The sequence below is a fragment of the Kaistella gelatinilytica genome (assembly GCF_015679325.1).
In the GTDB taxonomy this organism is placed as follows: domain Bacteria; phylum Bacteroidota; class Bacteroidia; order Flavobacteriales; family Weeksellaceae; genus Kaistella; species Kaistella gelatinilytica.
Map to the genome: position 1 here is coordinate 200922 of NZ_JADPVI010000003.1, position 11850 is coordinate 212771.

The following is an 11850-nucleotide window of genomic DNA, read 5'->3' on the forward strand; positions in this document are numbered from 1 at the left end:
ATATAGATAGAATCGTTTTCATTAAGAACCACTATTTACTGCGATTTTAACAGTTTATCTACCCTTCATTATTTTGGTAATCTAAAATTCAATATAAAATCTTTGTTATAAGTTCCATTTGTATTAGAATTTAGAGCAATTGTAATTTTTTTATTATTGATGACTGTTTCTTTAAAATAGAAGTTCTTTGGATAAATTTCATTATTTAAAATCAAATAGTAATCGGTATCCAAAATGTTAGATTTTCCGTAAAAAATTATATTTTTAAATTTTGGTTTATTTTTAACCTTAATTTTTCTGTATTCTTTTAAATTATTGGCGAAATAAAATCCACCCAAAGTTTCATATTTTAAATGTAAACTATCATTAACAATACAATAATAACCTTCAACACAACTTTCCATTTTGTTATGTGGAGAATACCTACTGAAAGTTGTACAGGAAGTAACAGCGAAAAATAGTAAGAAAATCAGTTTATTCATTGGTAAATTACTTTATGATTTAATTCTATTGGATTATTATTCGCCCGAATTTCCAGTTTCTCTTTTTCGTTCATTTCTTTAAAATTTGGAGTCAACTCGTTTCCATGCTCATCGACCCATTTTATAGCCGGTGTACCAGAATTTTTTCCATTGATTTCCCGTGTTGGATCGGAATAATAATCTTTGGCTAATTTTTCATATTGTTTCCAAGTAATCGGAAATGCCTTTTCTTTTTCATAAAGTTTTCCATCAGAATTACGAATTTGGACTAAAGTGAAAGCATAATCATTTTGATCATCACCAATCTCCGTAATTAATCCTGGTAATCCATGGAAAACATAAGGTCCTTCTTGCAAAGGAATTTCATTGGTGAACCAAGCCGTCCAATTTCTGCCACCATATTTCACTGTAGCTTTTTGCATTTTTATAGAAGAGCTTACTTCAGTTTCATTCGCGATTTTCCATTTCAATTCTTCATCAATTTTAATAGAAAAGAGTTTCTGGAAATTATTAATAAACTTCGGAATTTCTTTTTCTTTTAAATCTTTTGAAACGGTTTGGAAATCTTTGAAGGAAGTTGTTGTAAAACTGAAACGTTTGGTAAGATGCGCGATAGAATCAGCTTTTTTCTCCCGTAACGTTCGAAACATCGACTTTCCATCAATAACATCTAAAATAAAAGTTTCTTTTGAAATGCTATCCTTTGGGGGATTGACATTAAACTTCAATTCATAGACAAAACTTTTGTTTTGGGAAAATGCAAATCCACAAATTAAAATCATTATGATACCAGCAACTTTCTGAAGCATATATTTAATATTTAAAGTTATATCTTAAAAATGAAAATTACTTTTTAATTTCCGGCGCTGCAAATTGCATGGTCATTGGGATATAAAAAACAGTTTCTTTCGGAATTCCTTTTTCTGTAGCGGGAATCCAGACTTTATCTCCATTTGCAATTTTCATTGCGCGTTCAGCTTCTTTATTAAAAACCTCATTATCTCCTTTTGCAACAATATTAATCACTTTTCCTTCCGCATTGATCGTTAAATTAAGCGACGATTTTAGTAATCCTTCATTGCCTGTTAAAACAGAAGTGTCAAAATTGCTGTTTAAACTGCGTCTCAACTCATTGATCCCTCCAGGAAATTCAGCAATGGTTTGTCCAACTTTGCTTGGTGGTGGCGGCGGTGGACCATCAGTTTCATTTTTGCCCACAAATTTCGGTTTGATGGTATCTAATTTTATTTGGATCGCTTTGACGGGATTTTTAAAAGCTTTTAAAATCCCCTTATCTTCTACAGTTACATTCTCCACATTTAATGGAATAGCAACATCTTGTTTTACTTTTAAGATTTCTTCTTTAGAATTCTGCGCTTCCACTTTTCTGGAGAATAATAAAAATAAAATCGCAATCAACGGAAGTACGCTTAGTTTCTTTGCTAAAGAAAATCTGGAATTTTTAGTGGTCATCATAATAAATCTTTTTTTGGTGTTGTTAAAATTAAATTGGTGCGTAAACTGAAATTTCTGGGTAAAAGCAATCTCATTCAAGATCAGGTTTTGATAATTTTTCACATCGAAATCATTTTCCAGAACATATTCATCTGCCTGAAATTCATGATTGGTGATCATGGCTTTTTTAATGAAAAATAAAGAAGGGTTAAACCAGGAAAATATTTTAAGGATTTCAACAAACAAAATATCAAAACTATGTTTTTCGTCAACATGGAATTTTTCGTGCAAGAATATTCTTTCATCAACTCCATTTTCATTAATATGATTCTTACTCAAATAAATAGTACCTAAAAAACTGAAAGGTGAAATCGCCTGGTCTACTAAAAATATTTGATGTCCCTTATATTCTATTTTATTTCCTTTTAATAGATTAAGTTTGAGCAGGCCAAATAAAAATTTGAGCAGAAAAAGAAGTGTTATTAAAACATAAATCCAGATGACGATTTGAGTCAAATCTAAAGTTTGGGCGGATAAGATTGTTTGCTTTTTAAGTTCCTGTGTCGGATTGCCAAAAATTAAATTTCCGGCTTTTGTTTGATTGGTAGGAACGTTCAGTTTAATGAATGGAATACAGTATGCAAAAATCAAAGACGATAAGAGGAAAACCCTGTTGAATTTAAAGGTGCGCTGCTTCTCCAAAAATAAATAGTAAAATCCAAGGAGTAAACCAGAGCAAATGACGATTTTGAAAATTAATAGTATCATTTTTTAGTCTTTTATTTGGTGATCAATAATATCCCGAAGTTCTTTCAGTTCCTTCTGACTCAACTTAGAATTTGCCGTAAAAAAGGAAGCAAACTGTGAGACAGAACTGTTGAAAAAACGATCGATCATAGATGTCATTTCGTGATTGAAATAGTCTTCTTTTTCCACTTTGGGAAAATACTGCCGGGAATTCCCGAAAGTTTTATATCCTACTAAATTTTTGTTTTGCATTCTCTTCAACAATGTTGCAACCGTAGTTGAAGCCGGTTTTGGTTCTGGAAAAACCTCCAAAATATCCTTCATAAAAGAGAATTTATGCTCCCACAGGATTTCCATTATTTCCTTTTCTGCTTCCGTCAGTTTTGTTTTCATATCTACAAATTAAAAGTTTGTTCTACAAATGTAGACTTAAAATTTTAAATGACAAACAATTTTCTAATTTTAATTTTATTTGACATGAAGGAATGTTTTTTGATATTAATACTATTGCGAAAAATGAATATTGCTATGAAAAATATAATCAAAACTTCTTTTCTATTGATTAGTTTAATAAGCATCGTTTCCTGCACCGGAAATTCTGCAAAAGCAGAAGCTCAAAATAATACCATTCTTGAAAATGGAAAACTTCCAAATCCAGAGACGGCTGATAAAAATTCCCCTGAATACAAACCTGCATTTGCTGGTCAAACCCGAATTCAAGGTGTTAAAACGAAAACAGCGTATAAAGTTGAGATCATTAATAAAGATTTAGAAAAACCCTGGGGATTTGTAAATCTTCCGGATGGTCGATTTTTGATTACGTCGAAATTAGGTTATATGAATATTGTTTCAGCAGACGGCAAAACAATCTCAAAAGTAGAAGGTTTCCCAAAAGTGGATGACAAAGGACAAGGCGGTTTATTAGATGTCGCATTAGATCCCGATTTTAAAAATAACAGAATGATTTATTTTAGTTTTTCTGAACCTGTTGCCAACGGAAATAATACAGCGGTTGGAAAAGGAAGACTTTCAAATGACGAGAAAAAAATTGACGATCCAGCGACCATATTTCACGCAACACCAAGTTATGATGGTAAGCTGCATTATGGAAGTCGCTTGGTTTTTGACAAAGACGGAAATCTTTTTGTAAGTACTGGTGAGCGTTCAGATTTGGAAACGAGACCTTTAGCACAAAATACAATGGCTTATTTAGGTAAAGTTTTAAAAATAACAAAGGACGGAAAACCGGCGCCAGGAAATCCGTTCATCGGGAATTCGAAATATAAACCAGAAATTTATTCTTACGGTCACCGTAATCCACAAGGTTTGGCGATGGATGGAAAAGGACAACTCTGGGAAGCAGAAATGGGTCCGAAAGGTGGCGATGAAGTTAACCTCATCAATCCCGGAAAAAATTATGGATGGGGCGATGTAACCTACGGAATCGAATATAGCGGTAAAAAAGTGGGCGCTGGAATTCAGCAAAAAGAAGGAACAGAACAACCCGTTTATTATTGGGATCCGTCAATATCAATGAGTGGAATTACTTTCTACACGGGAAATATTGATGAATGGAAAAACAATTTATTTTTAGGATGTTTAAGCGGAGAGAAAATTATCCGTTTGGTGATTGAAAATAATAAAGTGGTTGGTGAAGAATGGCTTTTGGAAGATCAAAAAGAAAGATTCCGCGATGTTTTAAATGGACAGGATGGGAATTTATACGGAATTACTGATACGGGAAAACTTTATAAAATTTCCAAAAAATAAGAAATTTGAACACTTGAAATCGATTATTAAAAATTAATCCTTTAAATAAACGAGCTCATCGCCAAAATCATCATCTACCTTTTCTAAAATTTTCGCGGTTTTGGTTTTCTGATTCAACTTTTCCACGAAGAAACTCGTCTCAAAAAACTGCCGGTGAATCCCGGGAAGGAGTTCTTCAAAAAGATTCATCCCTACCTGATTATTGTGCAGATCCATCTTAGTTTCCAAAGGTTCATTAGGAAAAAGCTGCTCGTGCAGATCGGTCATTTTTTTTGCATAATCCAACGCTTTTTGTGGCGATGAAATTTTACTGCAATACATGGTGATCAAACAGGTCCAAAGCGAATGACGGAAAGCGTTGCCAATTCCGTTGTTAGAATGGGATTTGGGAAAGTGCTTTTGAGCCAAAGAAAAACTTTTGAGCGTCGCATAAAATCCCATTAAAGAAAATAAAGGATGCGAAAATATTAACCGCAAAAGTTTCAGTATTTTCTCGAAACTTAAGGATCGCAAAGCATTAAATATTATTTGAATATTCCTCATAAAAAAGAAATCCCACCTCAATTGAGGTGAGATTTTTCAGTTAGTTATGTTTTTCTAAGAATGAACCAAAAGATTCACTGTTTTAGAAATTTTGTCTTTAATTTCAGTTCTTTTTACAATAAAATCTACAAAACCTTTCTCCTGCAAGAATTCTGAAGTTTGGAAACCTTCCGGTAAATCTTTACCGATTGTTTCACGAATAACTCTTGGACCCGCGAAACCAATTAAAGCTCCCGGTTCAGCCACGATAATATCTGCAGTCATTGCAAATGAAGCGGTAATTCCACCAAAAGTTGGATCACACAAATAAGCGATATACAAAAGTCCTGCTTCTGAAAGTTGCGCCAATTTTGACTGTACTTTTGCCAACTGCATCAATGAATAAGTTGCTTCCTGCATTCTCGCTCCACCCGACTGACAGATGATCATATACGGAAGTCTATGTTTGATACAATAATCAACGGCTCTGCGAATTTTTTCGCCCATCACAGATCCTAAAGATCCACCGATAAAACTAAAATCCATACAGGAAATTACCATTTCGGTTCCGTTTACGGTTCCTACTGCATTTCTGATCGAATCGGTCAACTTCGTTTTCGCTTTCACTTCCTTCAAACGGTCGGTGTAAGACTTGGTATCTTTAAAACTCAACATATCCACACTTTCCACATCAGCGTCGAGCTCGGTATATTTGTTCTCATCGAAAAGAATCGAAAAGAATTCACGACTACCGATTCTCACGTGAAAACCGTCTTCCGGAGAAACGTAATTATTGGCTTTCAGTTCTTCGTGCTCAATAACTTTTCCCGTCGGAGTTTGATGCCAAAGTCCTTTCGGTACATCTTTTTTATCCTCCGTAGAAGTGGTTATATTCTGTGTTTTTCTTTTAAACCAGTCGAATGCCATTGAAATAAATTTTAGGTTTTAAATTTTAGATCTTCTATTAAAAGCAAACTGCCCTTAATTATAATTTCTAAATTAAAGTGTATTAACATTATTAAGGTCTTCAAAAGCTTCCTCTAATCTTTTAGAGAAAGTCTCTTCACCTTTTCTTACCCAAACTCTTGGATCGTAGAATTTTTTATTCGGTTTATCGTCACCATCAGGATTCCCAACCTGAGTTTTTAGATAGTCTAATTTACTGACCATATAATCTCTAATTCCTTCTGTGTAAGCAAATTGAAGATCAGTATCGATATTCATTTTGATCGCTCCGTAACTTACCGCTTCTCTAATTTCTTCAACTGAAGAACCAGATCCACCGTGGAATACGAAATTTACCGGCTTGTCACCTGTTCCGAATTTCTCCTGAACATATTTCTGAGAATTATCTAAAATTTTCGGCGTCAATTTCACATTTCCAGGTTTGTAAACACCATGAACATTTCCGAAAGCTGCAGCAATTGTGAAGTTTGGAGAAATAGCGTTTAATCTTTCGTAAGCGTAAGCAACCTCATCGGGCTGCGTATATAATTTGGATGAATCAACATCAGAATTATCAACACCATCTTCTTCACCACCTGTAACACCCAATTCGATTTCTAAAGTCATGCCCATTTTCGCCATTCTTTCGAAATATTTACAGGAAATATCCAGATTTTCTTCGAGAGGTTCTTCCGATAAATCGAGCATATGAGAGGAATATAACGATTTTCCTGTCTGTGCAAAAAATTCTTCGTTCGCATCCATTAAACCATCGATCCATGGCAATAATTTTTTAGCACAGTGATCGGTATGTAAAATTACCGTTGCACCATAAGCTTCTGCCAAAGTATGAATATGTTTCGCTCCTGCAACTGCGCCTAAGATTGCGGCTTTTTGGTCGTCATTACTTAAACCTTTTCCTGCGTTGAAAGCTGCGCCTCCATTAGAAAATTGAATGATCACGGGAGAATTTAATTTTGCCGCAGTTTCCAGTACTGCATTTACATTGCTTGATCCAATTACATTAACTGCAGGAAGTGCAAAATTATTTTCTTTCGCATGATTAAAAATGTCGGTAACCAATTTACCAGTGGCAACACCTGCCGGAAAAAGTCTGCTCATAATTTATTTTTTAATAGATTTTTAACAAGAATTTTAGAAATGTAAAGTTAAGAATTTTATGCAATAAACATTAGTTTCTTTTGTCTTTTCCCCACAGCAGTTTCTGACGGATTGTTTCGTAAAAGCTTAGATTATTAGGATGAATTAGCAAGATTTGAAAGCTCGCTTTTCGCAAAACTATTTCCACATCGGTTTCCATATTGATGAGTCTCGAATCTAGCGACAAAGAATATTGGGGAACACGACTTTCGACTTTTAAACGAATCTCAACATCATCATTTACGATGAGAGGCCGAACATTCAAATTGTGTGGTGCGATTGGCGTTATGACAAAATTATGATTGGCGGGCGTGATAATTGGTCCGCCACAACTCAACGAATAAGCCGTAGAACCAGTTGGCGTAGAAATAATTACACCATCGCCCCAGAAAATATTAAGAAATTCGTCGTTGATATAAGATTCTACGGTAATCATTGCCGTAGTTTCCTTGCGGGAAATCGTAATATCATTCAACGCATAAGGAAAAAAGCCGGGATTTTTCGGCGATACAATTTCAATCACCGATCTTCTGCTGATTTTAACTTCTCCTTTAATAATATCGTTGAGTTCTAGAAAAATTCCATCTTTTGTAAAACTTGCCAAAAATCCAAGACGACCGGTGTTTACCCCTACAACTGGTATTTCCAGATCCTGTACAAAGAGAAGTGAATTAACGATCGTTCCATCGCCACCAAACGTAAAAAAGAAATCTACCTTCATTTCTTTCAGATCTTCTTTTCCTGAAAAAGTTTTGAAATCTTTTGAAAACTGCATCAAACTTGCCATTTCTGCATATAGAATAGCCTGAACTCCCCGCTTTTCAAGTTCAGATACAAATTTGCTTAAATACAGAAAAGTATCTAAATCATTTTTTTGAGAATATATCGCTGCTTTCATCCGGCTATTCGTATTTTTTCATTGGTCAGATGGAACACCAACAGATTTTTATTTTTTTTCAACAAAGTGTTATCGTGTTTCATTATTTAAAATTCCAGATATTTTTGAAAAAATCCGAAACGGTCTTTCATCAATTCTTCTTTTTCGTCATCGTAGTATTTATGAACGACGTTGTAACCATATCTCTCAAAAGTTTCATCAATAGAACTGAGATTCTCACTGCTAATTTTCAGCGTGATCTGAATGAAATCTTCGCCGATCTGATTTACAAAACATCCGTAAATCTTGCCATTATTAGACTCTACAATTTTACAGACTTCGGTAAAAGAATACCGCATATCATTGGTCTGAATGATCATTACCGCTCCATTTTCAGAAAAAAGAGGGTATTTCGAAAACTCATTAAAAATATCGTCGCAGGAAAGATAACCCATATATTTTTCGCGTCGGGAAATCACCGGGATTACGTTTGCGTTAAAAGTATGGAAAAGATTGATGGAATCTAATAAATTACCATCATCTAAGATCGCGAATTTGTCAAAATGAACGGCCAAACTTCCCAGATTACCTTCCGGACTTTCTTCTAAAAAAGACTGGCTGATCGCACCCTGATAAATGCCCTTCTTTTTTACAAAAACATGGGAATAACCAAACTCTTTCGCGAATTCATTTGCATCCTCGATTCGGTCACTGGAATTAAAAGCTGGATAGTCTTTTGAGATGTAATCTTTGATAAACATGACGCTAATTTAGGGAAATATTAAAAAGGTTGAGCAGTTTTTAAAATATTTTAAAATTATTAAAAAATAATTTGCATCGTAATAAAACAAAATATATCTTTGTCGCCTTTCATTTTTACTTTTTATTAGATTTATTTCAAACTGCGATGCTTTCGGGCGTTGCAGTTTTTTATTTTGTAACTAATGGTTTTGCGCGAAGGAATATTAATCCAGCCAAAATAACAAGACCACCGAAACCCTGCATTAAAGTTAATTTCTCTCCATCTAAAATCCCCCAAATAACCGCAACAACAGGCATTAATAAGGTAACTGTAGAAGCAAACAAGGGTGTTGAAATATTCAGAAGGCGATAGTTGAGCATCATCGCCAAACCGGTACCAAAAATCGAAAGCAAACTCACGAAACCTAAACCGATAAATAAATCTTTGCTAAGTTCGAGCTTTGTAAAAAATCCGGAAAAAACCAAGGAAATTAAGGATGGCAAAATAAGTACAAAGGAAAAAACAAAGGCAGAAAGAATTTTTGCAGGAATCTCATGAAGTTTTGATTTTACTGTCGTTGTAGAAATCGCGTAACACAAAGTTGCTACCAATAATAAAACGATAGGAATCAGTTTTAGTTCCCCACTTTCTCCACCTGACAAAGCTAGAATACAGGCTCCCGAAAAACTAATTGCAACACCCACCAACTGTCTTTTCGTCGTTGAAAATTTCCAGAAAAGTGAACCGACGATAATTACGAAAATGGGCATCATCGAATTTACAATTCCCGCAATACTGCTGCTGATCTGCATTTCAGCAATCGGAAAAAGAAACATTGGAATAAAATTTCCGGTTAAAGCAGCTATGATCAACCATTTCAAATGTTTTCGTGGGAATTTTTTAATATTTAAAAGTGCGATCGGAAGCAAAAGAATTCCGGCGATCAAAACGCGCAATGCACCGACTTCATAAGGATTAAAATGTTCCAGCGATTTTTTGATCAGAATAAATGACGAACCCCAAATGATGGAAAGTACGACCAGTAAAACCCATCTTTCTTTTTCAGGATTCATTATTTCTTTTTAAAATTGTTAAGTACTCACTTTTAGAAATCATCGTCGCACCAAGACTTTCCAAATGTTCGGAATGAATCTGACAGTCAATTAACTCTATATTTTCTCTGTTTTTTTGAATAAAATGGATAAATCCGGCTTTCGAAGCATTGCTTACTTTCGCGAACATACTTTCGCCACAAAAAACTTTACCGGTCTGAATTCCATAAAATCCGCCAACCAGTTCTTCATTTTGCCAAACTTCGATGCTTTTTGCGATATCCAATTCATGAAGTTCAACAAACGAATCGATGAGTTCATCGGAGATCCAGGTTCCATCCTGATCTATTCTGAAGGTATTTTGACATTCCTGCATCACTTCCCGAAAACATTTATTTTCAGTAAAAGTGAAAACCTCATCCCGCAAGATCTTTTTCATCGATTTGGAAACTTTTAAATCATCAGGAAAAAGTATAAAACGAGGATCGGGACACCACCATAAAATTTCTTCGCCAGGATTAAACCAGGGAAAAAGTCCTAATTGATATGCAAAATGAATTCTCTCTGAGGATAAATCGCCTCCGATTGCCAATACACCACTTTCCGAATCAGTTGATGCCGGATCTGGAAAAGAAATGATCTGAGGATCGAGTAAAACCATTTTTAAAATGAAATCCTGCTCTTTGGAAAGCAGGATTCTTATTTATTTTTAATTTAAAAGACTAGAAAGGTAAATCGTCATCTTCTTCAGCAAATACATCTGTTTTAGAAGCAGAAGTTTGCGATTCTGCCGGTTTTGCAGAAGTAGGCTCATTGAAATCATTTGAATCTACTTTCTCTACTTTCCAACCTGTGATCGAATTAAAATATTTCACATCACCTTGTGGAGAAGTCCATTCTCTACCTCCGATATTGATGGAAACTTTTACTTTATCACCTTCCTTTAATTGATTGAGCAGATCTCCTTTCTCTTTAAGAAACTCAATACTAATAGGTTGTGGATATTGTTCTTCGGTCACAACAACCATTTCTCTTTTCTGAAAACCGCTCGGAAAAGTTTGAACTTCACCTAATTTTTTTACTATTCCTTGTAATTCCATAATTGATTATATAAAGGTGTAAAAGTAAGAAATTAAGAAGAGATAAAGAAGCCGGAGATTTAAAATTTTGAAAAAAATAAAAAATATTGAATTTTGTTGGGTTAAAAGGGAAAAAGTATTTATATTTGCACTCACAAAAAAAAGAAAGGAGTTCATTTGCGGATGTGATGTAATTGGTAGCCATGCCAGACTTAGGATCTGGTGCTTCACGGCGTGGGGGTTCGAGTCCCTTCATCCGCACAATTTTTTGAAATGTTTTTTAGAATTTTTTAATAAATTTTTAGAAAATTAGCTATGCGAAAATAGCTCAGCTGGTAGAGCACGACCTTGCCAAGGTCGGGGTCGCGGGTTCGAATCCCGTTTTTCGCTCTCCACTTTGCCTTGGTGGTGGAATTGGTAGACACGCAGGACTTAAAATCCTGTGTCCGTAAGGATGTACGGGTTCAAGTCCCGTCCGAGGTACTTTAAACGCTGTTAATCATTTGATTAGCAGCGTTTTTTTGTTTAATATTCTCTGCATTTACATTTTTAAATTAATGAAAATTAAATGTTTACGAAGTCTAATACAGACTTTGAAATGTAATGTTTACGTTTCCACTTGTTTTCGTGGTACTTTATTTGATACTTTAGATCATTAAATAAAACATCATGGGCAATCACAACTTAAAAACACTTTCTCAAGTTCTTAATATTCTGATCAAAAGAGGTATTACGAAAGAGATCTGCATGAACGATCAAAATCAAATGATCTTGGGCGACAACGAGAAAATCTATCAAGCTGAAGATCTTCGCATTGTAAAATCTTACCGTTTCGAAGGAGACAGCAATCCGGACGATAATGCTGTTCTTTATTTATTAGAGGATAAAGAAGGTGAACTTTCAACCATACTTGATTCGTACGGCGCAGAAAGCAATCACAGCGGTGAAGAATTTGATAATTTCCTGAGAAAAGTTCCTGTTGAGGAAAATCCCGAATATGACTTTGACTAAATATATG

General features: G+C 34.7%; 14 protein-coding genes and 3 tRNA genes. 5 read left to right on the forward strand and 12 right to left on the reverse strand.

Translation table 11 applies throughout. The features are described from left to right. Positions 1 to 68 precede the first annotated feature (68 nt). From IV494_RS11775 to IV494_RS11790, 4 genes are read right to left on the reverse strand one after another with little or no spacing between them, the layout of a single operon-like run. Positions 69 to 482: a hypothetical protein gene (locus IV494_RS11775; protein ID WP_196080337.1), complete on the reverse strand. Its 414-nt coding sequence runs from the start codon at positions 480 to 482 to the stop codon at positions 69 to 71. After that, positions 479 to 1291 (reverse strand): GLPGLI family protein, encoded by an 813-nt coding sequence (locus IV494_RS11780; RefSeq protein ID WP_196080338.1) that lies wholly within the window; start codon positions 1289 to 1291, stop codon positions 479 to 481. The genes IV494_RS11775 and IV494_RS11780 overlap by 4 nt, the downstream gene beginning before the upstream one ends. A 37-nt stretch (positions 1292 to 1328) precedes the next feature. Continuing rightward, positions 1329 to 2705, reverse strand: a complete 1377-nt coding sequence (locus IV494_RS11785; RefSeq protein WP_196080339.1) for a M56 family metallopeptidase — start codon at positions 2703 to 2705, stop codon at positions 1329 to 1331. 3 nt (positions 2706 to 2708) lie between these two features. After that, complete coding sequence (locus IV494_RS11790; protein ID WP_196080340.1) at positions 2709 to 3077, reverse strand: BlaI/MecI/CopY family transcriptional regulator; 369 nt, start codon at positions 3075 to 3077, stop codon at positions 2709 to 2711. 135 nt (positions 3078 to 3212) lie between these two features. Between IV494_RS11790 and IV494_RS11795 the strand changes: the two genes are divergently transcribed. Next, positions 3213 to 4454 (forward strand): PQQ-dependent sugar dehydrogenase, encoded by a 1242-nt coding sequence (locus tag IV494_RS11795; RefSeq protein WP_196080341.1) that lies wholly within the window; start codon positions 3213 to 3215, stop codon positions 4452 to 4454. 33 nt (positions 4455 to 4487) lie between these two features. Here the strand turns inward: IV494_RS11795 and IV494_RS11800 are convergent, their stop codons facing one another. From IV494_RS11800 to IV494_RS11835, 8 genes are all read right to left on the reverse strand, one after another. Then, positions 4488 to 4997, reverse strand: a complete 510-nt coding sequence (locus IV494_RS11800) for a DUF6973 domain-containing protein (RefSeq protein WP_196080342.1) — start codon at positions 4995 to 4997, stop codon at positions 4488 to 4490. 54 nt (positions 4998 to 5051) lie between these two features. Continuing rightward, positions 5052 to 5903: an acetyl-CoA carboxylase, carboxyltransferase subunit beta gene (gene accD, locus IV494_RS11805; protein WP_196080343.1), complete on the reverse strand. Its 852-nt coding sequence runs from the start codon at positions 5901 to 5903 to the stop codon at positions 5052 to 5054. A gap of 72 nt (positions 5904 to 5975) precedes the next feature. Further along, positions 5976 to 7043: a class II fructose-bisphosphate aldolase gene (fbaA, locus tag IV494_RS11810; protein ID WP_196080344.1), complete on the reverse strand. Its 1068-nt coding sequence runs from the start codon at positions 7041 to 7043 to the stop codon at positions 5976 to 5978. A gap of 70 nt (positions 7044 to 7113) precedes the next feature. Further along, entirely contained in the window at positions 7114 to 7980 is an 867-nt protein-coding gene (locus IV494_RS11815; protein WP_196080345.1) for an NAD kinase, read from the reverse strand. 86 nt (positions 7981 to 8066) lie between these two features. Then, on the reverse strand, positions 8067 to 8720 hold the full coding sequence (locus tag IV494_RS11820) for a CBS domain-containing protein (protein WP_196080346.1): 654 nt from the start codon (positions 8718 to 8720) through the stop codon (positions 8067 to 8069). A 169-nt stretch (positions 8721 to 8889) separates the two neighbouring features. After that, positions 8890 to 9774 carry a DMT family transporter gene (locus tag IV494_RS11825; protein ID WP_196080347.1) on the reverse strand — a complete coding sequence of 295 codons (885 nt, stop codon included), beginning with the start codon at positions 9772 to 9774 and terminating at the stop codon, positions 8890 to 8892. Continuing rightward, on the reverse strand, positions 9764 to 10414 hold the full coding sequence (gene aat, locus IV494_RS11830) for a leucyl/phenylalanyl-tRNA--protein transferase (RefSeq protein ID WP_196080348.1): 651 nt from the start codon (positions 10412 to 10414) through the stop codon (positions 9764 to 9766). Before aat ends, IV494_RS11825 begins: the two co-directional genes overlap by 11 nt. A 61-nt stretch (positions 10415 to 10475) precedes the next feature. Next, positions 10476 to 10853 carry a DUF3127 domain-containing protein gene (locus tag IV494_RS11835; RefSeq protein WP_196080349.1) on the reverse strand — a complete coding sequence of 126 codons (378 nt, stop codon included), beginning with the start codon at positions 10851 to 10853 and terminating at the stop codon, positions 10476 to 10478. A 158-nt stretch (positions 10854 to 11011) separates the two neighbouring features. Between IV494_RS11835 and IV494_RS11840 the strand changes: the two genes are divergently transcribed. From IV494_RS11840 to IV494_RS11855, 4 genes are all read left to right on the forward strand, one after another. After that, positions 11012 to 11093 (forward strand) — tRNA-Leu (locus IV494_RS11840). Positions 11094 to 11149: 56 nt separating this feature from the next. After that, positions 11150 to 11222 (forward strand) — tRNA-Gly (locus IV494_RS11845). Between the two features lie 9 nt (positions 11223 to 11231). Next, positions 11232 to 11315 (forward strand) — tRNA-Leu (locus tag IV494_RS11850). A 186-nt stretch (positions 11316 to 11501) separates the two neighbouring features. Beyond that, a complete protein-coding gene (locus tag IV494_RS11855; protein ID WP_196080350.1) occupies positions 11502 to 11843 on the forward strand; it encodes a hypothetical protein in 342 nt (113 codons plus the stop codon). Positions 11844 to 11850 lie beyond the last annotated feature (7 nt).